This window comes from Streptomyces sp. NPDC002742, assembly GCF_042888885.1.
In the GTDB taxonomy this organism is placed as follows: domain Bacteria; phylum Actinomycetota; class Actinomycetes; order Streptomycetales; family Streptomycetaceae; genus Streptomyces.
In genome coordinates this window covers 439862-463611 of the sequence record NZ_JBIAQF010000006.1, presented here as the reverse complement: position 1 = coordinate 463611, position 23750 = coordinate 439862, and the positions used below count along the sequence as shown (strand labels likewise).

At 73.6% G+C, this 23750-nt stretch carries 18 protein-coding genes and 2 pseudogenes; 2 read left to right on the top strand and 18 right to left on the bottom strand.

Going from position 1 to position 23750, the window contains the following annotated elements:
- Positions 1-107 precede the first annotated feature (107 nt).
- Positions 108-292 (top strand): annotated as a pseudogene (locus ACFYW8_RS13755) (IS5/IS1182 family transposase); the annotation flags it as partial.
- Between the two features lie 11 nt (positions 293-303).
- Here the strand turns inward: ACFYW8_RS13755 and ACFYW8_RS13750 are convergent.
- The 15 genes and pseudogenes from ACFYW8_RS13750 to ACFYW8_RS13680 form a co-directional block, all read right to left on the bottom strand.
- Positions 304-552 (bottom strand): annotated as a pseudogene (locus ACFYW8_RS13750) (hypothetical protein); the annotation flags it as partial.
- A 27-nt stretch (positions 553-579) separates the two neighbouring features.
- Positions 580-801 carry a hypothetical protein gene (locus tag ACFYW8_RS13745; RefSeq protein WP_389072490.1) on the bottom strand — a complete coding sequence of 74 codons (222 nt, stop codon included), beginning with the start codon at positions 799-801 and terminating at the stop codon, positions 580-582.
- A gap of 49 nt (positions 802-850) precedes the next feature.
- Positions 851-2185, bottom strand: a complete 1335-nt coding sequence (locus tag ACFYW8_RS13740; protein WP_389072486.1) for a zinc ribbon domain-containing protein — start codon at positions 2183-2185, stop codon at positions 851-853.
- A 217-nt stretch (positions 2186-2402) separates the two neighbouring features.
- Positions 2403-2966, bottom strand: a complete 564-nt coding sequence (locus ACFYW8_RS13735; RefSeq protein WP_389072483.1) for a phage tail protein — start codon at positions 2964-2966, stop codon at positions 2403-2405.
- Positions 2963-4942, bottom strand: a complete 1980-nt coding sequence (locus tag ACFYW8_RS13730; RefSeq protein WP_389072478.1) for a putative baseplate assembly protein — start codon at positions 4940-4942, stop codon at positions 2963-2965. Before ACFYW8_RS13730 ends, ACFYW8_RS13735 begins: the two co-directional genes overlap by 4 nt.
- Positions 4942-5364, bottom strand: a complete 423-nt coding sequence (locus ACFYW8_RS13725; protein ID WP_261704782.1) for a GPW/gp25 family protein — start codon at positions 5362-5364, stop codon at positions 4942-4944. The genes ACFYW8_RS13730 and ACFYW8_RS13725 overlap by 1 nt, the downstream gene beginning before the upstream one ends.
- Positions 5365-5500: 136 nt before the next feature.
- Positions 5501-5818 carry a PAAR domain-containing protein gene (locus ACFYW8_RS13720; protein WP_389072471.1) on the bottom strand — a complete coding sequence of 106 codons (318 nt, stop codon included), beginning with the start codon at positions 5816-5818 and terminating at the stop codon, positions 5501-5503.
- Between the two features lie 34 nt (positions 5819-5852).
- Positions 5853-7676 carry a VgrG-related protein gene (locus ACFYW8_RS13715; RefSeq protein ID WP_389072466.1) on the bottom strand — a complete coding sequence of 608 codons (1824 nt, stop codon included), beginning with the start codon at positions 7674-7676 and terminating at the stop codon, positions 5853-5855.
- Entirely contained in the window at positions 7673-8392 is a 720-nt protein-coding gene (locus tag ACFYW8_RS13710) for a LysM peptidoglycan-binding domain-containing protein (RefSeq protein ID WP_389072461.1), read from the bottom strand. The genes ACFYW8_RS13715 and ACFYW8_RS13710 overlap by 4 nt, the downstream gene beginning before the upstream one ends.
- An 84-nt stretch (positions 8393-8476) precedes the next feature.
- A complete protein-coding gene (locus ACFYW8_RS13705; protein WP_261704786.1) occupies positions 8477-8902 on the bottom strand; it encodes a phage tail protein in 426 nt (141 codons plus the stop codon).
- A gap of 23 nt (positions 8903-8925) precedes the next feature.
- Complete coding sequence (locus tag ACFYW8_RS13700) at positions 8926-11982, bottom strand: hypothetical protein (RefSeq protein ID WP_389072452.1); 3057 nt, start codon at positions 11980-11982, stop codon at positions 8926-8928.
- A 4-nt stretch (positions 11983-11986) separates the two neighbouring features.
- Positions 11987-12145: a DUF6760 family protein gene (locus ACFYW8_RS13695; protein WP_189151611.1), complete on the bottom strand. Its 159-nt coding sequence runs from the start codon at positions 12143-12145 to the stop codon at positions 11987-11989.
- Complete coding sequence (locus ACFYW8_RS13690; RefSeq protein ID WP_328670482.1) at positions 12142-12636, bottom strand: hypothetical protein; 495 nt, start codon at positions 12634-12636, stop codon at positions 12142-12144. The genes ACFYW8_RS13695 and ACFYW8_RS13690 overlap by 4 nt, the downstream gene beginning before the upstream one ends.
- Positions 12633-13073 carry a phage tail protein gene (locus ACFYW8_RS13685; protein ID WP_189151609.1) on the bottom strand — a complete coding sequence of 147 codons (441 nt, stop codon included), beginning with the start codon at positions 13071-13073 and terminating at the stop codon, positions 12633-12635. Before ACFYW8_RS13685 ends, ACFYW8_RS13690 begins: the two co-directional genes overlap by 4 nt.
- Before the next feature lie 58 nt (positions 13074-13131).
- Complete coding sequence (locus ACFYW8_RS13680) at positions 13132-14688, bottom strand: phage tail sheath family protein (RefSeq protein ID WP_389072440.1); 1557 nt, start codon at positions 14686-14688, stop codon at positions 13132-13134.
- 248 nt (positions 14689-14936) lie between these two features.
- On the opposite strand from ACFYW8_RS13680, the gene ACFYW8_RS13675 reads away from it, so the two are divergent.
- On the top strand, positions 14937-17621 hold the full coding sequence (locus ACFYW8_RS13675) for a DUF4157 domain-containing protein (protein ID WP_389072435.1): 2685 nt from the start codon (positions 14937-14939) through the stop codon (positions 17619-17621).
- 6 nt (positions 17622-17627) lie between these two features.
- On the opposite strand, the gene ACFYW8_RS13670 is transcribed toward ACFYW8_RS13675, so the two are convergent.
- The 3 genes from ACFYW8_RS13670 to ACFYW8_RS13660 form a co-directional block, all read right to left on the bottom strand.
- The gene (locus ACFYW8_RS13670; protein ID WP_389072593.1) at positions 17628-19667 is read right to left on the bottom strand and encodes an AAA family ATPase; all 2040 of its coding nucleotides are present in this window, start codon (positions 19665-19667) and stop codon (positions 17628-17630) included.
- 110 nt (positions 19668-19777) lie between these two features.
- Positions 19778-20485 (bottom strand): DUF4255 domain-containing protein, encoded by a 708-nt coding sequence (locus tag ACFYW8_RS13665; protein ID WP_389072430.1) that lies wholly within the window; start codon positions 20483-20485, stop codon positions 19778-19780.
- The gene (locus ACFYW8_RS13660) at positions 20482-23715 is read right to left on the bottom strand and encodes a hypothetical protein (RefSeq protein ID WP_389072425.1); all 3234 of its coding nucleotides are present in this window, start codon (positions 23713-23715) and stop codon (positions 20482-20484) included. The genes ACFYW8_RS13665 and ACFYW8_RS13660 overlap by 4 nt, the downstream gene beginning before the upstream one ends.
- Positions 23716-23750: the final 35 nt, after the last annotated feature.

Here is a 23750-nt window from a genome sequence, read left to right as displayed (position 1 = left end):
ACGAGGCCCGGCCGTTCAAGTGGACCAAAACCGCCGACCAGATCCTCGACCGGATCTGCCGCTACTGCTCACGCATCTCCGAACCAGCTCACTAGGCAGTTTCGTTCAGCCGAGGCGGCAGACCACCGCCTTCGATCGTGACGCCTACAAGCAGCGCAATACCGTCGAGCGGTGCATCAACCGCTTGAAGCGGTGGCGGGGCATCGCCACTCGATACGAGGAGACCGCCACCATCTACCTGTACCTGGCCGGACTCCACGTCGCGGGCATCTTCCTCTGGTCCGCCCGGTGATCCAATGAGGACTACGATCTGGCGATTTCTTGCCGGAGCTGGTGGGTGAAGCGACGCAGGAGGTCCAACGTCTCTCGGAACTCGGCCCGGCGGTCGTCCCTGCCGTCGGTGGGCCTGGTGCTCCAGACCCGACGCGCGAGAGCATCGGCGAGATCGACGGTGTCGCCGGCGCAGAGCAGGTAGAGGGCCGAGCGTGCTTCCTGCATCTGGTTCGCCAACTCGTTGGCTCCGGGACCGTCGTCACTCAGCTGTGTTTCCTTACGTGCCTCCGGCGGGGGCGCTCAGGCTCAGGCGAAGGGGGAGAGTCCAGCAGTCTCAAGGTGATCAAGCAGGTCCTGAAGACATGCGTCCGGCGAGGCCCGGTCACTACGAAAGAACGAATCCCTGCCCAAGGCTCCGCCGGAGACCATCACCATCCACCGTGTGCCCGGGGTGCGCTCGCCGTCAGCTTTGAATACTGCCCAGCATCCCTGCTGGATCAGCCATTCCATGAGTTCCACGATGTCCATGCCCACCCCTCACCTGCAGATCTTGCCAGCACCAAGCGTCAGGTGACAGTCAGCTTCGCTGGAAGAACTCCACTTCCGCGAGGGCCAGTCGGCGGCCCGAAGTCAGGCCGACGGGCGAGCGCAGGGTCAGGCGTACCGTCTTCACGTCGCTGATCCCGGTGGGGATCGTCTGGTCGCCCGGTCTGTCGTTGAGGGTGAGCTGCTTGTTCTGCCGCTCACCGTCCGACGTCGTCACCTCCAGGTCCATTTGAAGTGCGCGTGCCTGGCTGTGGTAGTCCTCCGGTTTCGTGGACGGGCCGTTGGTGATGAGGAGGTCGACCATCCGGAACGGCTTGCCGAAGGTGTAGGTCACCGAGGCGCCGGGCGCGGGCGCGCCCCAGTAGCTGTTGCTCAGTCCGTCCGTGGTGTTCTTCGCCGGGTGCCCGGGGACCTCGGCGCTCGCTCTGACGCCCACCGGTGTCACGGGCTCGGGCTTGCCCAGTTTGTCCCGGGTGTCCTCGAACAGGGCACGCCCGGCCGGGAGCAGCAGGAGAGCTCCGGCGCACAGCGCCACCACCACGGCCAGGATCACCAGGAGCCGCACCGCCCTGCCCGAACCCGCCCGCACCCGACGGCGGAACGGCCACACCGTCCGCCACCACGGCAACGGTTCGGGCTTCGCGGCGGGGTTCAGCGCGGTCGCGCAACGTCGGCAGAACCGGCGGCCGGGCGGGTTGGGGGTGCCGCAGGAGGGGCAGGGGGCGCCGGCCACTTCGTCGGGGATCCCTGCGGGGCGTACGACCGGGCGGAGGGCCACCGGCTTCGCGGGGCGTACGGGCTGGATGGGTGCGGGAGTCGGCGCGTCGGGGGTGGGGGTGGGGGTGGGGGCGACCGGGGGGCGGGGGCCCGGCGGGTTCCGAGGGGCCGGAGCGGGGTGGGTGACAGGGGCCGCGGACGCCGCGCTCGTGGGGGCGGCCGCGTCGGTGCGGGAGGCCTCGCGGGTGGCCGGGCGGGGGGCGGGAGCGGAGGGCTCGGCACCGGTGTCGCCGGGGCCGAGCCGGGGTACGGGGCCTGCCGTCTCCCCGTGCCGGCCGGAGGTGGTACCGGAGCCCGCGCCATCGCGGTCGCGGTCGCGGTCGCGTGAGCCCGCGCCATCGCGGTCGCGGTCGCGTGAGCCCGCGGCCGACGCGGTGCCCGCCCGCCGCTCCTCACCGCGGCCGCGACCCGTCAGCCGGGTGCGCAACGACGAACCGCGGGCGGGCGCGGCGGACGCCGGCTCCTCGGCCGGGGGCGACGAGGGCGCCGGAGTGGCGGCCGGCGGCTCGGGCCGGGTGGCATCCGGTGCGGCCGAGGGTTCGGGAGGTGTGCCCGACGCCGGCGGCTCCGAGGCCGTGGGCCGGGGCACACGGGTGACCGGCGGCTCCGCGGGCGTACCCGAAGGCGGCGGCCCCGCGGGCGCACTCGAAGGCGGCGGCCCCGCGGGCGTACCCGATGCCGGCGGCTCCGCGGGCGTACCCGAAGGCGACGTACTGTCCGACCACCCCAGGTACGACCCGCAGTTGCCGCAGAAGTCGTCCGTGGGGTCGTTGGATGCCCCGCACACGGGACATGCGCGCATGACATCACCTCCCTTCGTCGGTGGGCGGGCCGGGCAGGATCTCCACCCGGCAGACGGTGTGCACCGGGCACATGGCCCGGACGACCTCGTGGACCCGGCGCTCGTCCACCCGTGCCTCGCGGCCCGGCCACACCCGGACCAGGGTCTCGGCGGGGGGCTCGGGCGGCAGGTCTGCACCGGCGGTGCTCGACCATGCCGCGCCGCCGTCCCCGCTCACCTCGGCGTGCACGCCGAGCGCGAGCCGCAGTCCCTCGACCAGGCCGCGCCTGGTGCCGCGCCACCGGTGCAGCTCCACCGCGCGGACCACCGCCTCGCGGCGCAGCTCCACCGGCCACAGCGGGTCGTCGGCGGCGCCCACCCATGACGCCAGCCAGGCCAGGAAGTCGCTCGGAGCCACCCGGGGGTCGAGGTAGGCGGGCAGGTTGTCGAGGGTCGCGAACACCGGGGCGAGAACGGTGTCGAGGCCGCCCGTGAACCGCTGCGCGAAGTCGTCGTCGGCGTACAGGGCGGGCAGTTGCCCGCCGATCGGGTACTGGCTGGGCAGGCCGGGTACGGCGGCGCGGCTCATCCCCGCATCCCTGTCCCTGTCCCCGCGTCCGGCCCGGCCGCCGTGACGACCACCTGGTGCTGGTAGGAGAAGACCAGCGCGCCCGCGGCCACGTCGACGCGGTCCGCCGGTGCTCCGCGCCGCCCGGTGATCGGGTCGGCGGCGAACAGCAGGATCTCCTCCACCAGCGCGTTGCCGGTGGCGCGTTGCAGCACGCCGAACACATCGCCGTACTGCACCGGCCGCCCGAAGGGCCACCCGGTGCCGTCCGGACCACCGTGCAGCGGGTTGAGGTGCCGGAACAGCGCGGCGAGCGCCGCGTCGCGCACCCGGTCGGTGTCGCCCGGCGCCGCCGCGAGCCGGGCCACCACGGTGACGCCCTGGTAGGCCGGCGGCTCCACGACGAGGCGGGTGCCGATCAGGCGCCGTTCGTCGAGGCTCGCGGTGATCGCTTCGAGCACCTGGTCGGAGGGGATCAACTGCTCGAAGCGGAGCCGGTCGTCGCCCTCGTCGGCCACCGCGTCCGGCACCACCAGGACCCGTACCGCGCCCGCGCCGTCCGCCGCGTTCAGACAGCGGACCCGGCGCACCGAGGGTGCCGCCTGGCGGCTGATGATCTCGTAGTCCTCGGCGGTCACCGCGCGTTCCTGCATCCGCAGCGCGTCCGGTGCCCGCAGCTTGGCGTTGTCGATGGTCTCCCCGGCGACGCCGCCGCGCGCCGCCTCCCGGTTGACGACCCGGGCGACGTAGGGAACGGAGCTGCGCAGCACGGAGATCGCGCCGCGGGCGACGTTGCCCGCCGGTCCGCCGCCGGTGCGGTAGCGGGCCACCCGTATCCGGGCGCCCTTGGGCGGCACGGCACCGCACTGCCGCAGCGTGCCGTCCGGCTCGCGCAGCACCGGCGGGAAGCCGAACTCGCCGGTGGTGGCGTCGACGCGGACGTGCCGGTCGGCGGGGCCGGAGCGGCCGAAGTGCTCCACCACCTCCCAGCGCTGCCAGCCCTCCTCCGAGGACACCTCCACCACGGGGGGCTCGCCGTCGAGGAGGACCGGCGGGCGGCCGAGCCGGAACGTCTGCCCGGAGACCCCCTCCGAGGTGCCGAGCGGTACGTCGGTCTCGGTCTCGGCATGCTCGACGGACATGGTGCCGCCCACGGTGAACACCGCCGCCTCGCGCACCGTCGGGGACTCCGAGTAGAACGGCTGGCCCGGTTCCGCCTCGGTGACGCGGCAGCGCAGCCAGCCGGCCCGGGTCCCGCCGATCACCGACGCCGTGTGCCCGGCCGGTACGTACACGATGACCTCGCCGGGCCGGTTCAGGCCGCCGGTGGTGTCCTCACCGGTCTCGCACACCTGCCAGCCGCCGCCGGCCCACGCCTCCCACACCAGCGGGGGCTGGCGCGGGTCCACGCCGACGCCCTCCGTGCGGCTGTCCAGCTGTACGGCGACCACGCAGCGCGGTACCGCCGTCGGCAGGCCGAACAGCAGCGCGTCGCCCGGCTCCGGTGCCCGCTGGAAGCACGGTACGTCGCCGGCCTCGGCGAGCGTCCTGGTCCGGTCGGTCTGCTCACCGGTCCGGGACGCGGTCACCAGCCGTATCAACTCGCTGGGCACGATCCGCAGTTCGTCCACGGTCGTGAACACCACGGCATCGTCGCCCTCGCCGCCCGCGGTGGTCACCTCGGTGCCCGGGGGCAGCGTCACCGTGTCGGGCTGCGGCGCCGACAGCCAGAAGTCGACCTCGGCCACGGCCGCGGCCGGCGGGAACAGCCGGATGCCCAACAGGTCGAGGAACGCGGTGTAGTTCTTGTCCGGGACCCGGTTCAGCCGGTACAGCAACTGGTCCACGAGGTAGGCGAACGTCTCGATCAGGGTGACGCCCGGGTCGGAGACGTTGTGGTCGGTCCACTCCGGGGCGCGCTGCTGCACGTACCGCTTCGCCTCGTCGACGAGTTGCTGGAACCGCCGGTCGTCCAGGTTGGGGGAGGGCAGGGCCATCAGTCGGCAACCAATTCCTCGGCCCCCTCCTCGGAGGGGATCGTGTAGAAGGGAAACACCAGGTTGCGCCGGTCGTTGGTGGAACGCATGGTGTAGCGCACGTCGATGTAGAGGGTTCCGGCCTCGACGGCGTCGTAGGCGACCACCACGTCGTCCACCGCGATGCGCGGCTCCCACCGTTCGAGGGCCTCGCGCACCTGCTGTGCGACGAGTCCGGCGGTGGCACCGTCGCCGGGGGCGAAGACGTAGTCGTGGATGCCGCAGCCGAACTCGGGGCGCATGGGGCGCTCGCCGGGTGCGGTGCCGAGCACCAGGCGGATCGCCTCCTCGATCTCCCGCTCCCGTTCGACCATGCCGATCCCGCCGGTCGGCCCGACCCTCAGCGGGAACGCCCAGCCTCGGCCGATGAACCGGTCGCTCATGACACGCTCCCGGTCCGGACGCCCGGAGCGCCGGGCCGGACCGCGCCACCGCGGGTGGGCAGGACCACGCCACCGCGGGCGGGGCGTCCGGTCCGCGACGGGAGCGGACGCCCACGCCGATCGAACCGCTCGCTCATCACAGGCCCCCGATCAGGACGTTGAGGGCGCCGGTCATGATCATCGCGCCGCATGTCGTCTTGTCGCGCGCCCGCGCGGCCGGCAGCCCGCCGATGAGGACCTGACCGGAGGCGAGTCCGGCCGGGTTGGGCATGATCACGTTGCCCGGTCCCAGGGCCGCGTGCGGGGGTATGACGCAGGTGTGCAGGCTGCCCACGACGGCGGCGGGACGGCCGCCGATCAGCACCCGGACCACCGCCGCGGCGGCGCCGGGCGGCGGGGTGGCGATCACGCCGCCGTGGTTGGTGGGGTCACCGGTACGGGCTGCGGCCGGCATGCGGTGCTCCTTTCGCTGGTCACGGTGTCGATCCTCAGTTGATCCGGATGAGCTTGGCCTTGAGGACGCCGAGCAGACCGCCGTCGACGGTGACGTCGGAGCTGCCGGTGACGCTCACCGTGCGGCCGCCGATCTTCACCCCGACCCGGCCCTGGATGTCCACGTTCCCGCCCGAGATGCTCACGTCGCCCCGTCCCGCGTCCAGGGTGATGCCCTTCTTGTCGAGCAGGACGGAGGTGACGGGCTGCCGGCCCTTCCCGGCGTACACCGTCAGCTCGATCCGGCCCCGCCGTTGGTCGAGGCTCACTTCGAGGCGCTCGTCACCACTGACGAGCCTGAGGCCGGACTGGCCCGGAGCCCTCGCGTCCAGGAGCTCCATCCGGTGCCCCGAACGCGACGCGATGGAGCGGCGGTTGACCTTTCCGGTGGCCTTGTCGATCAGCGGGACCTTGTGGGGCGACGGCTTGTCGACTCCGTTGTAGAGCCCGCCGATGACGTACGGGCTGTCCAGCAGGCCCTGTTCGAACCCGACCAGGACCTCGTCGTTGACCTCGGGGCTGAACACGCCTCCGCCGCCCTTGCCGCCCCACTGCACGGTGCGCACCCAGTCGGTGGTGTACGTGTCGTCCAGCCAGGGGAACTTCAGCTTCACCGAGCCGTTCTCGGCGCCGCCGATCTCGCGTACGTCCGTCACCACGCCGATCGCCAGACCCGGCAGGCGCGAGCCGCGGCCGGGCGCGTCGGCGCCGGTCACCAGGCCGGTCAGGGAACGGTCCGGGCTTGCGCTCACCCACACCGTCGTCCGGTACCCGCCGTGCGGTTCGAGGACGTGCCGCACCGCCGTCGCCGTGTACTTGCCGGAGAACGCCTGCCCGACGTTGCCGAGCGCCACGGGCTTGCCCGCCCGCAGCCGCGGGTTGCCCTCGGCCACCGCCTCCAGCTCACCGAAACCGGCACTGACCTGACCGGACACCGCGTCCGCGACCGCGGTCGTCTCGGACAGGGTGCGGTACGGGGTGTCCGTGACGGTCAGCTTCGCCGACTTGCCGAACCGGCCGGCCGCGAGCGCCGGGCTCAGGCCCGGAACCACCGTGTCACTGATCACCGACGGCTGCCGGGACACCAGCGGCTTCTTGGTGGTGACGTCCCAGCCGCGCACCTCCACCTGCGACGCGCCGTCCGCCGCCGACAGCGAGGCCCGCAGCGCGAGCAGGTTCGCCCCGTACTCCAGCACCATCGGGTTGCGGGACGACGAGGTCGACGGCGCGGGCGCGCCGGACGCCTTGACCGGCTTGGTGAACTGGAGCAGCCCCTTGTCGTCGACGCGCACCAGCGCGCCGCTCTCCCCCGCCAGGAACTGAAGAAAGTCCCAGTCGGACACGTTCGCCTGCGAGAGCTGCTTGTAGGTGACCGGCGCGGCCTGCACGGTGCCGCAGGCCAGCCCGGCCCCGGCGGCCACCTTGCGGACGATGGCCGACGCCGTCATGTTCCGGTACGCCACAACCTTGCGGCCCCGCTGGAGGCGGTGCGCCTTGGAGTAGGCGCGCACCACGGTGAACGAGCCCGTGCTGTCCCGGTCCAGTTCGAGGGCCGTCACCTCGCCGTTGAACAGCAGCTCGCGCGCCTGCCCGGACACGGTCACCACCGACACCTTCAGCGGGGTGCCGATGGTGATGCCCGTCGCCTGCAGGAACTCGTGGTCGGGGTCGCGGAAGGTGAGCTGTGCCGCGTCGGGCAGGCCCACGTTCTCGTCCACCACGCAGCTCACCAGCTGGGCGGCCCAGATCTGCGGGAGTTCAGCGGGCGTCTCCACCACGGGGTCCGCCGTGAACAGCCGGCCTCTTGCCTCGGCGGTCATCGCTCCTCCTCACCGCCCGCGTCCTGCAGCCCCGGCACCACCAGTTCGGTGCCGGGCGCGAGCGCCATCGGGTCGTCGATTCCGTTCGCCTCCGCGATGACCCGCCAGGCCGTCGCGTCGCCGTATTCCCGCCAGGCCAGCATGGCCAGGCTGTCGCCCGCCACCACGGTGTGCGTACTGCGGGCGGTGCGCGAGCCGGACGTCGGGTTCTGGCCCGCCGGGTCGACGCTCGCCTCCTCGATCGACAGCGCGCAGGTGGCCCGCAGCGGCCTGCCGTCGACGTCGAACAGCGTGTACGACACCGACAGGCTGGATAGCACCCCGTCGAACGACGTCGTCCGGGCGGTGCCCCACGTGAACCGGACCCACGGGCTGGCCGGCTTCTTGCGGCCCAGGCTGGCCGGGGTCGGCACGCACGCCTTCATCAGCTTCTCCACCGCCTGCTCCACGGAGTTGTCGTGCCGGGCGGTGGCGTCCAGGAACACCTCCAGGCTCAGCGTGCGCGGGCCGCTGCCGACGAACTCGGGCAGTGCCGACTGCCCCGCCATCCGCGACGGGGAGCGCCGCCACTCGGTGGTCTTGCTCAGCTGCAGGGTGGAGGGGTTGAACTGGAGGTCGAGCTGTGCGACGGTCCCGCCGGGCTTCGCGCCGACCGACGCCGGGGGCTCCTTCAGGGTCAGCTTGGCCCTGGCCCGGCTGGCGCGCGCTGATGACATGGCGGGACCTCCTTTCCGGGAGCCGATACGTGGTGCGGAACTGGGTGCGGAACTGGTGCTGGGACACTGCTTGATGAGGGCGTGTCAGGACGGGCGCAGCCCCTCGTGGGCGATCTCCAGGGTCTCCACCGCGGCCTGCGAACTGGCGGGGTCGAAGGACGGCCCCTGCCAGCGCACCGGGACGATCCCGAACACCTGCCAGCTGATGATCTTCGTCAGGTCCGGTTTCAGGGCCACGATCTCGCCGTCCTTGGGCTCCACCCGCTTCAGCGTCTCGTCGAGCCAGCGGGCGATCTTCGCCGTGTCGGCGGTGACCGGCCGGGTGAGCGTGATGTTCGACCAGGTCACGCGTCCGGGCAGTTGCCAGGTGAAGCCGTTGTTGCCGCCCTCGGCGTAGCTCTCCATCTCCACCTCGGCGCCCATGCCGGAGCAGGTGTGGAAGGCGCCCAGGTCGTTGCCGCCGATCGCGAGCCGGAAGAACACGCTCGTCGCGAAGATGTTGTCCGTCATTCGTCCGTCATCCGTTCTGGTTCTCAGCGGCGTCCGTCGTAGGGGCGGCCCGTGCGGTCCCGGCCGCGGCGCAGTTCGGTGCGCAGCAGCCGGGCCACCGGGTCGAGCAGGCGGCGCGCCAGGTCGTCCAGGTCCAGGCCCGGGTCGTCCTGAGGTGTCTCGGTGCGGCGGGCCGCCTTCTCGCCGGAGGCGGCGGATGACGCGGTGGCCGCGGGGGCCGCGGAGGACACGGACGACGACCGCTTCCGGCCGGGTGCCGGAACCTCCTTGGCAGGGGCGCCTGTCGACGGCGCGGGGGGCGCGGAGGACGACCGCGTGCGGCCGCGTGCGTCGCGCTGCACCGCGAGTGCCGCCTCGCCGGTCCCGCCCGTCGCGCCCGTCCCGCCGGCCGCCGTAACGGTCCTCGGCCGGACCACGGGGACGGCTCCCCCTGGTGCCGAGCCGGCCGGCGGACGGTCCGCGAGGGGCGGCGCCTGCGGGGCGGTCACCGGCAGCGGCCTCGCCGGTACGGCGGCAACCGGGGCGGCCGTCCCCTGGAGGGGCGGCGCGGGCCGGACGACCGGGACGCGCTGAACCGGGGCCGGGGAGCCGGTCGTCGCTGCGCCCGAACCCTCCGGTCCGGAGTACGGAGCTGCTGCCCGCTGGATCTGTGGCGTGGCCGGGGCGAGGGCGGACGGACCGGGCGCCGGGCGCGCGCGGGTCCCGGGGCTGCCCGGCGAGGGCGCCGAGGTGCCGGACCGGCGCGCGGGCGGCTCGGCGGCCGACGTGGAGTCGCTCCGGGGCGCGGCCGGTGCGCCCGGCCAGCGCGCCGCCACCACGGGACGGCCGCCGGAACGGGAGACGGCGGGCTGTGCCACCCCTTCCGGGACACGGGTGTTCAGGGTGAGCCGACGCTCGGCCAGCAGCGAGAGGGTGCGGGGTGCCGACGGGGCGGAGTGCGCCGTGGAGCGGGTCACGGGGAGCCCGAGCGGGTCTGCCGAGCCGGAGGTCCGGGCGCCTCCGGTGCCTCGGGCCACGGCCCGGGCGACGACGACCGTACTCGGGGTGGCGGAGCCCTGGGACCGGTGCCCGCCGGAGCCGGAGCCGGCTCCCGTGCCTTCGGCCGTCGCCCGCGCGACGACCGCCGGGCCCGACACGGAGGGGCCCTGGGCCGCACGGCCCTGGACGGCGGCGTCCCGGGACCGTCGCCCGTCGGCGCCCGACCCGCCGTCGGTCCGGCCGCCCCCGGTGCCGTCGGCCACGGCCCGGGCGACGACGACCGGGTCCGGAACGGAGGGGCCCTGGGGCTGCTGCCCGCCGGACGTCGTGCCGGGTCGTGGCACGTTCCCGGCCGGGCCTTCCGGGCCTTCGGCGCCCGCCGGACCGTGGGCCGGGGCGGCCGCGGACGGCGTCACCAGCGGTGTGGCGGGCCCGTTTCCGTGGTCCGCGGGGCCGGGCGGCATGATGCCCCCGGTGGCGGACGGGTTCGCGAGGCGGCGTTGGACGTCGCCCGTCCCCAGCAGCGGCGCGCCCGGCGTGCCGGGTGCGGCCTCGGTGGGCGTCCGGTCGCGATCCGGCGTGGGCGGGGCCGGAGCGACGCCGGAACCCGGGTCCTGACGGGTCGTGGCACGCTGGATGTCCGGTCGGGAGGCGCGGGCACCGGACGCGGCGGTACCGGGCACCTCGGCGCTCGGCGGCAGCGCGGACATCGGCGCGCCGAGGCCGCCACGCGCGCGTGCCCCACGGTTGCCGGGGCCGGGGGTCCGGCGCGGGGCGGCGGGCGCCGTTCCCCTCGTACCGCCGTCGTTTCCGCCGTCGTACGGTCCCGGAGTGCCGCCCCCGCCTTCCGCCTGGCGCTGGACGACGGGCAGCGCCGGACCGGTCGCGGATCCGGCGCCGGGCGCGGGGGTGCCCTGCGGCAACGGTGTCGCCGTGGAGGGCAGTTCACTCAGCGGGGCGCCGAGGGGCCCGCGGCCGGCCTCGCGCGTGGCGGCGCGCCGCACGGGGGCGGAGGCCGGGCCGGGTGGGTCAGGGGTGGTGACGCTGTCGGGCGCCGGTGCGGCGGCGGGCCGCAGGGCGGGGACGCGGCGCGCGGGTCCGGCGGGGCGCCGGGCGACGGTCAGCGCGGGCCCCACCGGGCGGAGCCGGACGGCCGGGTGGGACACGTCGGAGCCGACGGCGGCACGGGATGCCTCCGGCTGCCCGGCTCCCCCGGCGGGCTGTGGTCCCGTCGCGGTGCGCTGAACGGCCGGTCCGGAAGGCGTACGGCCCGGCGTACGGCCCCCGGAACCGGCCGGCGGACGGGACGGCTCGGCCGGGGCGGGCCGCGTCCTGGCGGCGGGCCGGGCCATGGACCCGTCAGCGGCCGCGGGCGGGACCACCGCCACACGTCGTACCAGCGGGGTCGCGGGAGCGGCCGGCGTCACGACCGGTCCGGCGTCCGGCCGCGCGGTCCGTCGGGCGGCGGAAGGTGACGAGGAGAGCACGGCGGGCGAGTGCGCGGACGTGAGGCCGCGGTCCCGCCCGGCGTCGCCCGACCGGTCCTTCCCCGCAGCGCTGTTGCCGCCCGAACGACCCTTCCCCGCAGCGCTGTTGCCGCCCGGGCGCTCCCCCAGGGGTGCCGGGCCGGATGGCCGTGCGCCCGGACGGGTCCGGCGTGAGATCTGGGTTGTCGGCGCGTCCGCCGCGCCCTCGCTCTCCCCCGGCCCGTCCGCCCCCTCCGGACGCAGTGCCCGGAGCAGCAGCGGACCCCCGGCGCTGTGGGTGTGCCGCGGGCCGGCGGCCGGGCGCGTGACGCCGCTCACCAGGCCGGCCGGAGCGGTGGGCAGCAGGGCGTGGCCGAGGCCGGCGTCGAACGACGGGTTCTGCCAGGCGGCGAGGCCCGCGCGGAAGGCGAGGCCGTCGCTGACGCCCAACGGGGCGCGGGACACGGTGAGTTCCGGCGCGGAGGTACGGCGCCAGCCGCCGTCCCAGTCGCCGGGCACGGCGGAACCCGAGCCGCCGGTCGCGGACGGCCCCGGGGTGCCGGTCGCGCCCGGCGACCCGGGTACCGCGACGTCCGGCGCGGCGGCCCGGCGGCGCAGCCTGTCCCGCCATGCCATGTGCTCAACCGCCTTCGTTCACACGGGTGTTGATACGGGCGATCTCCGCCACCCACTGCCGGCGCTCGTCGTGGGTCAGGTCGAGGATCTCCTCGCGCCGCCAGTGGAAGTGGTAGGCGATGTACGCGATCTCCTCCCGGAGCCGGGGAAGGGCGTACGTCACGATTCCCCCAGGCGCCCACCCGAGAGGTCGACCTCGAAGCCGCCCTCGCAGTGCGGACAGGTCACCGCCGCGCGGGTGTGGCCCTCGCTGTTGACCCGCCGGTAGAAGTCCTGGAGGAAGGCGACGTCCGTGGCGTACATCCGCTCCACGATCCCGGCGTGCACATCGCTGATCGAGCCGATCCGGGTGATCACCTGGCTCAGCAGCACCACGCTCAGGTACGCCGGGTTCTCCTTGACCCGCAGGTCGATCTGGGGCCGCAGTTCGTCACGGGCCGTGGCCAGGCGCATCGAGCCGTGGCGGTGCACCGTGCCCGCCTCGTCGACGTACCCGCGCGGCAGCTCGAACTCGAACTCGGTGCGCAGCCCGTGGTCCTCGCGGCGCGGCGGGGCGGCGGCGGGAGGTGCCGCCGCCCGCTCCGGCGCCTGGGCGGGCTCCGTCGCCTGGAGGATCTCCTCCAGGTTGCCCGCCGTCACCGTACGACGCCTCATTCGACGATGATCTCCTCGAACACGATCGTGACCGACTCGGTGGCCGGAGACGACTCGCCCGCCTTCAGGGACGGGCCCTCCCACTTGGAGGCCCAGCCCTGCATCAGCTGGATGCGGCGCACCGTGTTGCCCTCGGTGTCCTTGATCTCGATGGTGAGGTTCTGCCGCGCGGAATTCACGGCGCCGTTGTTCAGGGTCTCCTTGATCCACTTGGTGAACTCGCTGCTCTGGTCGAGTCCCCGGGTGATCGTGATCTCACCTGCCTGCCGGGCGCCGGGCTGCTTGCGGATGATCTGCTTGCCCTCCGCGCTGACCTGCTTGACCTCGACGACCTCCTCCTCGACGGTCAGTCCGCTGATCTCCTGGATCGACTCGACCAGATAGCCGCCGAGCTGCACGCCGAAGACGTGGGTGGAAAGAGCATCGCCCGTTGCCATGACTGTCTGTCACCTTTCCTTACGGGTCTTTTTTCTCTGCTTCTCTACTGACCCGTGGTCACTCGTCGATGAGGCTGGTGCTGTCGGAGAACTGGGCCAGCCGGAACACCACGAACTCCGCGGGCTTGACCGGCGAGACGCCGATCTCACAGATGACCCGGCCCTGGTCGATGGACTCCTGCGGGTTGTTGTCCCGGTCGCACTTCACGTAGAACGCCTCTTCGGCGGTGCGGCCGAACAGCGCGCCCCGGCGCCATTCCTCGGTGAGGAAGGAGGTGACGTTGCGCCGGATGCTGGACCACAGCCGGTCGTCGTTCGGCTCGAAGACCACCCATTGGGTGCCCAGCAGGATGGACTCTTCGAGGTAGTTGAAGAGGCGGCGCACGTTCAGGTAGCGCCAGGCCGGGTCGGAGGAGAGGGTGCGGGCGCCCCAGATGCGGATGCCCCGGCCGGGGAAGGCCCGTACGCAGTTCACGCCGATCGGGTTGAGCAGGTCCTGCTCGCCCTTGCTGAGCCGGAGCTCCAGGTCCACCGCGCCGCGGATGACCTCGTTGGCGGGCGCCTTGTGCACACCGCGCTCGCCGTCGCTGCGCGCCCAGACGCCGGCGATGTGGCCGCTCGGCGGGACGGTGGTGTTGCGTCCGGTGGCCGGGTCGAAGACGCGGATCCAGGGGTAGTAGAGGGTGGCGTACCGGGAGTCGTAGCCCGCCTCGTCGTTGCGCCAGGCGCGCACCTGCTGGGCGCCCAGGCCGGGCGGGGTGTCCAGGACGGCGACGCGGTCGCCCATCTGCTCGCAGTGCGAGATCACCGCGAGCTGCACGGTGCGCACGCCCTCGGCGTCGATGTCGCCGCGCTGGTAGGCGCTCATCAGGTCCGGCACGGCGACCATGGTGATCTCGTCGATGGTCTCCAGGCCGCCGAACCCGGTGCGGGCGGCGGCGTCGCCGACGTACTCCGCCGGGTTGAGGCGGGCCACCTCGCCGGAGCCGTTCACGGCGGGCGCGGCCGGGCCGTCGGGCAGCGCCAGGGTCTGGCCGGCGGGCCTGGCCTGACTGGCACCCTGCTGCTCGGTGACCTCGATCAGCTTGGAGGCGCGGGCCTGGCTGACCAGGTACCCCTTGACGTTCTTGCGGGTGGAGGCCTCGTACGTCTCCGCCACCTTGTCGCCCTGGCGGACCAGGACCTTGAAGCGGTCCTCCGGCGTGTTCTCGCCGTCGGCGTCGGCGATCTCCACCGACACCCCGGTCACGCCCGGCCTGGCCGCGAGGAGGAAGCCGCCGAGGGCCACCGGCTCCGCGGCCTTGTCGCCGCGCCGGCCGCCGTCGACCGACGGAGCGGAGGCGTCCTCGGCCTGGCCGCCGATCCGCACGATGTACGCGGCGCCGCCGCCGTTGGCGAAGTAGCCGTGGACCGAGAGGGGCAGGTAGGCGCCCTCGGTGAAGCCGCCGAACGTCTGCGTGTACTGGTCCCAGCTGGTGACCAGCGTCGGCGTGTGGAACGGACCGCTCTCGGCGAATCCCACGAACGCGGCGACGGCGGTGCCGACCCCTTCGATGGGTCGGGCACCGGACTGCACCTCCTCCACGTACACGCCCGGGGTGAGGTACGTCGGCATGCTTGCTCCTTCGCGTCCTACGGGTCGGTCACCTGTGTCCAGGGCGAGTCTGCGCGGGGATCCGCCGGAACGACAGGGCCGCGGGGACCTGGTGAGGGGCAGGATCACTGCCTTTCGCTGCCTGTGTGAACCGACCCGCCGCCGCCCGGACTTGCCCTCGTTCTGCCCGTACGGACCTGGACGTCCCGTTCACCCGGGCGGTCCACTGGGGGCCGCAGCAGGAATGCGGTCGACCAGGAGGCAGCGAAGTGCGGACGTCCGGGGCGCACACCGAGCAGACCGAGCAGGCAGAGACCCGGCAGGCGGCACGCGGCCCGGCCGCCGCCCGCCGGGGCACGTCCCCGGGCGGCGCCGCCGTGCCGCCGCCGCTCACCCCCGACACGCTCCAGGCGGCGCAACACGGCGCGGGCAACGCCGCGGTGACCGCCATGATCGCCCGCCGCGTCCGCCCCGCATCCCCTCCGGAGCAGGAGCAGCAGCCGGACCCCGGAGTGCACGAGGTGCTGCGCTCGGTCGGCAAACCCCTTGCGGGGCCGGTGCGCCAGGACATGGAGTCCCGCTTCGGTACCGACTTCTCCGACGTACGGCTGCACACCGGAGCCACCGCCGCCCGCTCGGCCCGTGCCATCGGGGCCCGCGCCTACACCTCCGGCAGCCATGTCGTCCTCGGCGCCGGGGGCGGCGACAAGCACACCCTCGCCCACGAGCTCACCCACGTCGTCCAGCAGCGCCGGGGCCCGGTCCCGGGCACCGACCACGGCGCGGGCCTGAGGATCTCCGACCCGTCCGACCGCTTCGAGCGGGCGGCGGAGGCGAACGCCAGACAAATACTGAGCGGACCCGCACCGGTGCAACGCGCGACGCAGTCCGGTGCCGCGCCTGAGCCGGGGCTCCCCGGGCCGGGGGCGGTGGCCGTGCAGCGGATGCACTCCGACGACGAGGAGGACGAGGAGTACCTGGGCGACGACGAGTCCGAATTCGCCGAGGCCCTGGAGCAGGACGACGTCCTCGGGCAGCTCGTCCAGGACATCCGGGCCTGCACCTGCGAGCCGAGGCTGCAGCAGGAGGGGCGCTCCACGAAGGAGGCGGTGATCCGGTACCCGCGCTCCCAACAGGCGGAGCGGGCCGAACAGACCCTCCGGCACATTTCCATCCGGCTCTTCAACTGCATCCGCTATCTGCACGACGTCGCGCTCCGCAACACCCAGGGCGACGAGACCACCAGGGACGCGGACGGGGACTCCGCCATGGCGGAGTCCTCGACGGCGCCCGCGACGAAGGCCAAGGACACGAAGGGCAAGGGCAAGGCCAAGCCCAAGAAGAAGGTCCCGCCCCGGGAGTCCGAGGTCCAGGGCATGCTGATCAATGGGCGGCTGGTGTTCGCGACCAACCGGAACCGTTCCATCACGCTTCTGATGGAGTATCTCCGGGCCCAGTCCGCCGACCAGCCCGAGGACGCGCCCGCGCTGGACCTGACCCATCTGATGAACAGGGAGCCGACGGAGAAGGAGCTGCGCAAGGGCCGGCCCACCAAGGAGGCGGACGACCTGGTCGCCGTCAACCGGCGCGCCCGGCTGAAAATCCAGCAGGTCTACCGGGGCCAGCGGGCCAGCGACACCGCCGACGCGATGCGGCGCAAGGGACCCGTCTTCCATCTGGAGGCGCAGCCCACGACTGAGGAGACGGTGCAGAAGCTGCGCGACATGCTCACCTCGGACGAGTACAACGGCGCGGTCATCCTGCTCAAGCACTCCACGGGGCCGAAGGACAACCCGGACGGCGCGGAGTCGATGCACGCCGAGCAGAAGCTGATGCTGGCGCTGAACTCGGCCGGGCTGTCCGAGGATCAGCACGGCGAGAAGATCCTGGTCCGGGGTGTGAAGCGGCCCTGCAAGGCGTGCTGGGCGATGCTCGAGCACTACCGGCAGCGTGGCTTCCCGCTGGGCTTCAACAACGAGTTCGGCGCGTTCTTCCAGGAGTCGGCCGCCACCATCCTGGACCACCATGCGCAGGTGGCCGTACCGCCCGGCGGGCACGGCGAGGGCAACTGGATGTCCGAACAGATCACCACGAAGGCCCAGCAGGGCACCCGGATCTCCGCGTACTCCGGGGAACGCGCCCCCGCCGACGCGGAGACGGGCCCGGGCGGCGGGAGGCAGCAGCGGGTCACGGCCAAGGAGGTGGAGACGAAGGACAAGAGGACGGCCTTCACCCACGCCGAGCACGGCACCGGCGGCCATGAGACGGTCTCCGACTCCGATGTGATCGAGGAGAGCGACGGCTCACTGACCAGTACGTTCGCCAATCTGGACCTGAGCGGCGTGCGCGGCGTGGCGAGCGCGGACTCCGACACGGACGCGGCACGCCGCAGACCCAAGCGCCCCCGTAAGGAGAACCTCGACGATCGCCCGGAGCTGAAGATACTGCTCGACAACGCCATGGGGCCGGAGTTCAAGCAGACCCTGGATAGGCGCAAGCAGGGCACGAGCGGCAAGAGCAACGCCTCGCTGCACTATCCGCAGCTCCTACTCGAGACGATCGCCACGCTGGTCGCCGAGCACGACGTGTCGATGAACAGCATCGCCGCATATCTCGGCGTCGCCCCGGGCCGCCTCACGGAGACGGTGGACGCCCGCACCGGCGGCTCCAAGGACCAGCCGGCCGGCGGCGACGGGCCGTCGGCGCCCAAGAAGCCGAAGCTCGGAGGCCCCTTGGACGAGACCGGCGAGAGTCAACTGCTCGCTGCTCTGCCCCCCGAGTTCGCCGCCTGGCGGACCGTTGTGCGCCAGGGCGGCACCGCCGGAAAGCGTCCGAAGCTCGGAGCGGCTCTGGAGGCGGTGATTCGCGGGATGAAGGGCGTGTACTCCGCCAAATCAATCGGCGACTTCCTGGGAAACGTGCCGGACAAAAGCATCCGGAACATATGGAAGTGAGAACCCTCACGCCCCGACGGCCTCCGCCAGATACGGCCCGAACTCGCCCTCCAGGACCAGCCGCCCCAGCTTGCGGTACTCCTGGGCGACCGCCGTCACCAACTGACGCATGGTGAGCGGGCTGCCGGACTCCGCCGCGAGGTAGGCCGCGGTCACCGCGCAGGCGCGGATGGAACCGCCGGCGAGTTCGAAGCGGTCCGCGCAGAAGGCGAGGTCCAGGTCGCCGGCCCGGGGCAGCCGCTCGCCCAGGCAGCGTTCCCACAGGGCGAGGCGCTGGCCGGGGTCGGGCACCGGGAAGTCGGCCACCACGTCGATGCGTCGGGTGAACGCCTCGTCCAGGTTGGCCCGCAGGTTGGTGGTCAGTACCGCGATGCCGTCGAACGACTCCATGCGCTGGAGCAGGTACGCCGACTCGATGTTGGCGTGCCGGTCGTGCGCGTCCTTCACCTCCGAGCGCTTGCCGAAGATCGCGTCGGCCTCGTCGAAGAGCAGCACCGCGTTGACCGCCGACGCCTCGGTGAAGATCCGCTCCAGGTTCTTCTCGGTCTCCCCGACGTACTTGTCCACAACTGTGGACAGGTCCACCACGTACAGGTCCATGCCCAGGTCCGCCGCGACGACCTCGGCGGACATGGTCTTGCCGGTGCCCGACTCGCCGGCGAACAGCGCGATGACGCCGCGCCCCCGGCCGCCGCCGGGCCGCATCCCCCACTCCCCGAGCACCTGCTCGCGGTGGCGGGCCCGCAGCGCGAGTTCGCGCAGCCGCCGGTGGGTGGTCGGCGGCAGCACCAGGTCGTCCCAGCCGACGCCCGGCTCCACCCGGCGGGCGAGCCGGTCGAGCCCCGCGCCGTTCTGGGCACGTACGGCGGCGCGCAGGTCGTCGGCGCGGACCGGGCGGCCCGCGAGGGCGGCCGTACGCGTCGCCACGTCGGCGGCGCGGCGCAACTGCCCGGAGTCCAGGCGGTGCGCGGCGACGGCCCGGGCGAGCTCGCCGGCGTCGCCGGTGCCGGTCGCCGGGCCGTCACCGGCGGCCCGGTCCAGGGCGTGCCGCCACCGCTCGGCCTGCCGCTCGGGGGAAGGCGCCGGCACGTTCAGGACGACCGGTGTGTCGGCCGCCCACAACGGGTCCCAGGTGCCGGTGCCGTGCGTGAACAGGGGAATCCCGCGCAGCGCCGCACACAACGCCCCCAGCGTCCGGGCTCGTTCGCCCGGTTCCGCGGGCAGCGACTCCAGCGGGCCGAGAACGACCCCGGCACCGGTCAGACGGGCTTCGAGGGCGGCGATCCGGGCGAGCTCCGGTACGTCGCCGGGGCGCCGGGCGAGGGCCACCGCGTCGAGGACGAGCGGGCGCAGCCCGGCCGCGTGCAGGGCGGCGACGGCCAGCCCCTCGGCGTCGCCGCCCCGGCTGCGCAGATGGACGAGGCCCATGCCGGTCCCGGCCGCGGCCGCCGTCCGGTGGACCTCCGCCGCCTCGGCCGTCGGGTCCTCGCGGGTCTCGCCGAGCACCCCGGCGAGCCGGGCGTCGGGCCGCGCGCTGCCCAGCAGGTGCGCGGTGACCCGGTCGGGGACCGCCAACACCCGTGACAGCGGCGGCCGTTCCGGCTCGGTGACCTCCACCAGACCGCCCGCGACGAGCGGCGCCCCGGGGGCGAGCCGGAACCGGGAGGCCGCCGCGCCGGCGAGCCCGCACAGCTCCAGGGCGAGCCCGACCGTGGGCCGACGGCGCGTCAGGTCGTCGTTGAGATAGCCGTAGAGCCGCTCGAACCGGGCGTCCAGGTCGGGCGCCACCGCGACCAGCAGCAGGTCCAGATCCAGCGGGGACAGCCCGAAACGCCGGGCGAGGCCGTCGAGAACGGACCCGGTCGGCGGTCGCCACGGCTCCTGGGCGGGTACGTCGAGACCACCCGGCTCCTCCAGGATGCGGGCCACCGCCTCGGGGCTGAGGTACTGCCCCCGATACGGGTCGTCGGGATCGGGATCGCCGGCACGACGGACGGCCACGGCGTGCCGCACCCGTTCCTCGACCGCGCGAAGTCGCGCCCACAGGTGGTCCGCGTCGGCGGTTACGGGTTCGGCGACGACAGCGGGTTCGGCGACGACAGCGGGTTCGGTGACGGATACGGCTTCGGTGACGACAACGGGTTCGGCGGTGTGTGTCACGGCTGGCGGTCTCCCCGGTGGCGCCGCCTGGCCGGGGCGGGGCCCCGCTCACGCGGGCCGGCGAAGCCGTCCGCGCCCGGGTCCGTCGTCTCCCTGTAGCGCAGCCGACGTCCCGGCGTCGCTTCGCCGTCCTCGCCGCGGGCGGCGGAGCGCACGACGAGCCCTTCGGTGACCGGCGGCGCGACGGCCGTGCTCACCCCGGCGAGCGGCGCCCGTACCCGTACCCCGAGCGACACCTTCAGCTCTCCGCCGAGCGCCGACCACACGTCGGAGGCGGCCGGCGCGTCGAGCCCGGCCCCTCCGGCGTCCAGGCCCACGGTCAGGCCGAGTTCGGCGAGCGTGCCGGTGAGCAGCCGCGCGGGCAGCGTGTCGGTGGCCACCAGGGTGGTGAGCACCTGCGAGAGCAGCCGGTGCTCGTCCTGCGGGCGGCTCGCCCACGCCGTGACCAGGTACGTCAGCTCGAACCAGCGGGGCGGGGTGCGCCGCGCCACCAGGTGCCCGTCCGCGTCGTACACCTCCCCGGCGCCGCTGCCGCGCCGGACGGCGTCCTCGCGGATGTCGTACAGGAAGACACAGACCGTCGGGGCGCTGCGGCGCGCCGCCCAGTCCCTGGTGGGAGCGTCGAACACCACTTCGATGCCCGACGCCTGCAGGCCGGACTCGCCGAGCAGTCGGCGCAGCCCCTCGTCGACCTCGTGGATCACCGGCGGGTCACCTCGTCGGGCGGCTGCACGCTGCCGCTGACCACCAGGAAGTCGGTCTTCACCGGTGAGAACCCGGGGCCCTTGGCGGTGATGGTGCGCGGTCCGGTCTGGTCCTTGGCGAGGATGAGCAGCTGGCCGATGAAGGTGCCGTCCGGCTTCGGCACGGTCGGCGCCGCCGTCGCGGTGATCCCCGGATTCCAGGTGAACCGCACCGGCACTCCCGGCGGGAAGTCCTTGCCGCGCACCGAGGTGACGAAGCCGGGCCTGCCGATCGCCGGTACCGCGACGATGCGGGGCTGGAGGATGCGCAGCCGCTGCCGGGCGGTGTTGTCCCTCTTGTCGGCGTCCGTCCCGGTGGTGGTGAGAACGCCGGTGACCTGGCCGGTCAGCGCCCTGTCGGGGCTGAGGACGACCCGTACGACGGTGCTCGCGCGCGGCGTCAGGTCCGGCAGCGCGCACACCCAGGAGGCGTCACAGCCCGCCGGCGGCCCGCTGTTCGGGATGCCCCCGGGAAGGCCGATGCGCAGCCGCAGACCGGTCGCCAGCGCGTTGCGGCCGTTGCGCACGGTGTACGTCACCACGACACGGCCGCCGACGTAGCCGGGGTTCGGCCGGGCCGAAACGCTCACCCCGGGCCCGGCGTCGGGCTCGGGTGCCTGCGGGGGCACGGTGGGTGTCGGAGTCCGAGTGGGCGTGGGCGTCGGAGTGGGCGTCGGGGTCGGGGTGGGCGTGGGCGTCGGGGGCGGCGTGGCCTCGCGCACCGGCACCACGGTCCGGCCGGCGTTGTCGCTGGGCTCCGGGTCCAGGACCGTACCGGCGACCGACCAGTCGACCGGCTGGTCGCCGACGGTGACCCCGGTGAGGGTGACGGTCACCGGGACGGTGCCGCCCGGCTCCACCACACCGACGTTGCACTGGAGCGAGGCCGCGTCGCAGGTGCCCCCGGGCCGGGTCACCTCGGTGACCTGCACACCGGCCGGCGGGTCGATGGTGAGCGTGGTGCCGGGGGAGGCGGCGGGGCCGTTGTTCACGACGTCGACGCGGACCGTGGTGGAGTCGCCGACGGTCACCTCCGGGACGGTGCCGGGCGCCTTGACGGCGAGGTCGACGGACTGCTGGACGCTGGGTTCCTTGTGCCGGCCCGGGAGCTCGGTCGTGAGCTTCGTGAGCGTGCCGGACGCGATGTCCAGGAGCTTGAGTTTCTCGGGGGTGTTGACCGGACGACTGGGGCGGGCGCTGATCACCAGCCCCTTGCCGTCGGCCGTCCAGGCGGCGTCCCGGGGCTGGAACGGGCCGGTGTTCTCCGGCAGTTCCCGGCCGCAGGCGCCGGGCAGGTCACGGGCGGCGGTGGGCAGCAGCACCTGGCAGTCGCCGCCCGACGGCGACGTCAGGAGGATGCCGTTCTGCTCGTCGATCCGGCCGGCACCGTTCTTGCGGTTGAAGGCGATACGGAGACCGTCCGGGGAGAACGCCGGACTGTCGTCGATGACCTCGCAGTCGCCCGGGCAGATCCTGGCGCTCAGGTCGTGCTGCCGGGAAAGGTCTTGCTGCTGGGAAAGGTCCTTCGCGGGCACGGTCCAGACGTGCTTGTTGCCGCCGTTCCCGCCGATCACCTCGTTGCGGGTGAAGGCCAGGGTGGTGCCGTCGGAGGACCAGGTGGGCTGAGCGTCGCCGCCCGTCTGCTCCCCGGCCGGCGGAGTGACCTTACCGATGACCGTCCCGGTGGTCGCGTCCGCGACGAGGATGCTGCTGGGACCCGCGGCCTCCCCGACGCCGCCCGGCGAAGTCCGGGTGAAGGCGAGGTACTTGCCGTCCGGGGACAACGTCGGGTCGGTGTCCCAGTCCGTCGCGGCGCGGTCCTTGAGCGGCATGGGCGCCGCGTTGGAACCGTCGGCGTCCACCATCCAGATCCGCTCGATCCGCCGGCCGTCGGCGTCGGTCTCGAAACGGGTGACGACGATCCGGCGTCCGTCGGGCGTGTAGTTCTGCCGCTCGGTCCACGGGTCGTACCCGGACGCCGGCCGGAACAGCGGGTCCTTGGCGGGATCGGTGTTGGTGTCGGCCGCCGGGTCCTCGTTGAGGATCGTCAGCCCCAGGTCACGGGGGTCGGCCCCGTCCGCCCGGATGTCCTGCAGCGTCACCACGTGCGCGCCGGGGTGGTTCTTGTCGGGGGCCGCCTCCGAGGTGCGCTCCACCACCACGCCGCCGCCGTCGAGCGGGCCGAGCCAGGTGGGCGAGAGGACCTCCCGGTCCTCGTTGAGCACCAGCGCGGGTTCCTGGCCGGAGTGCGCGGGCGAACTGAAGACATGGTCGTAGTCGCCCTCGCACGTACAGGTGGTCTCGGGGCTCAGGAACACCACCCCGTCCCCGTCGGGCTTCCACGCCGCCCCGTGGGCACGCCAGGTCGCGTACGTACCCCCGAACAGCGGCTCGTCGGCGGTCCCGGCCGCGTTCGCCACTCGCAGCCGGGGCACGCTCTTCCCGTCGACGGTGGTCGTGGCGGTGTACGCGATCCAGTCCCGGTTCTCGTCGTCGTTCACGGGGTTCCAGGCCGGCTCGGACGCCGTGCCGTTCGCGGGACCGGTGATCCGGGTGGGGGTGCCGCCCGCCAGCGGCCGTACGTAGATCTGCCGTCCCACCGACACGTCGCTGTCACTGGAGTACGCCAGCCACTGCCCGTCGGGGGAGACCGTCGGGCCCTCCTCGTCGGCGGGGGTGTCGGTGAGCCGCGTCAGACGACCTGTGCCGTCGGTGCGTACGAGCCACAGGTCGCGCTGCGTCCCGCCGTCCGGGCCCCCGGACCCGGCCGCGTCGAACACCACGGACTGCCCGTCCGGTGGTGTCAGCCGGGGGTGCGCCGCGTCCATGCCGACGGTGAGACGTCGTACGGAACCGTCGGCGGCGCGCAGGTAGATCTGCGGGGTCTTCGCGTCTCGCCGGCTCGCGAAGACCATCTGGTCACCGAGGGCGGACGGCTGGACGTCGTAGTGGGCCGGGCCCACACCGAACAACGGCTTGCTGGAGGTGGTGGTGGCGACCGTGCCGAGGCTGCGGTGCCCGGTACCGGCGTAGGCGATCCGGGTGCCGGTGGTGCCGGCCGCCGGCTGCGGCCGGGGTTCGGCGCTGCCCTGTCCGGAGGCCGCCGTCACCGCGAGCAGCGGGATCAGCAGCAGCAACGACGCCCCGAGTCTTCCCGGGCGGTACCGCCCACCGGGGCCGGCGGTGCGCATCACGGTCCACCTCGCAGTCTGGTGCAGCATCTGGA

Bases quoted from the DNA above. Each gene is read 5' to 3' on its own strand.
- ACFYW8_RS13730 (WP_389072478.1), bottom strand. From the start codon at position 4,942: ATGGCCCTGCCCTCCCCCAACCTGGACGACCGGCGGTTCCAGCAACTC.
- ACFYW8_RS13680 (WP_389072440.1), bottom strand. From the start codon at position 14,688: ATGCCGACGTACCTCACCCCGGGCGTGTACGTGGAGGAGGTGCAGTCC.
- ACFYW8_RS13705 (WP_261704786.1), bottom strand. From the start codon at position 8,902: ATGACGGACAACATCTTCGCGACGAGCGTGTTCTTCCGGCTCGCGATC.
- ACFYW8_RS13735 (WP_389072483.1), bottom strand. From the start codon at position 2,966: ATGAGCCGCGCCGCCGTACCCGGCCTGCCCAGCCAGTACCCGATCGGC.
- ACFYW8_RS13685 (WP_189151609.1), bottom strand. From the start codon at position 13,073: ATGGCAACGGGCGATGCTCTTTCCACCCACGTCTTCGGCGTGCAGCTC.
- ACFYW8_RS13690 (WP_328670482.1), bottom strand. From the start codon at position 12,636: ATGAGGCGTCGTACGGTGACGGCGGGCAACCTGGAGGAGATCCTCCAG.
- ACFYW8_RS13660 (WP_389072425.1), bottom strand. From the start codon at position 23,715: ATGCGCACCGCCGGCCCCGGTGGGCGGTACCGCCCGGGAAGACTCGGG.
- ACFYW8_RS13745 (WP_389072490.1), bottom strand. From the start codon at position 801: ATGGACATCGTGGAACTCATGGAATGGCTGATCCAGCAGGGATGCTGG.
- ACFYW8_RS13725 (WP_261704782.1), bottom strand. From the start codon at position 5,364: ATGAGCGACCGGTTCATCGGCCGAGGCTGGGCGTTCCCGCTGAGGGTC.
- ACFYW8_RS13700 (WP_389072452.1), bottom strand. From the start codon at position 11,982: ATGGCATGGCGGGACAGGCTGCGCCGCCGGGCCGCCGCGCCGGACGTC.
- ACFYW8_RS13720 (WP_389072471.1), bottom strand. From the start codon at position 5,818: ATGCCGGCCGCAGCCCGTACCGGTGACCCCACCAACCACGGCGGCGTG.
- ACFYW8_RS13715 (WP_389072466.1), bottom strand. From the start codon at position 7,676: ATGACCGCCGAGGCAAGAGGCCGGCTGTTCACGGCGGACCCCGTGGTG.
- ACFYW8_RS13710 (WP_389072461.1), bottom strand. From the start codon at position 8,392: ATGTCATCAGCGCGCGCCAGCCGGGCCAGGGCCAAGCTGACCCTGAAG.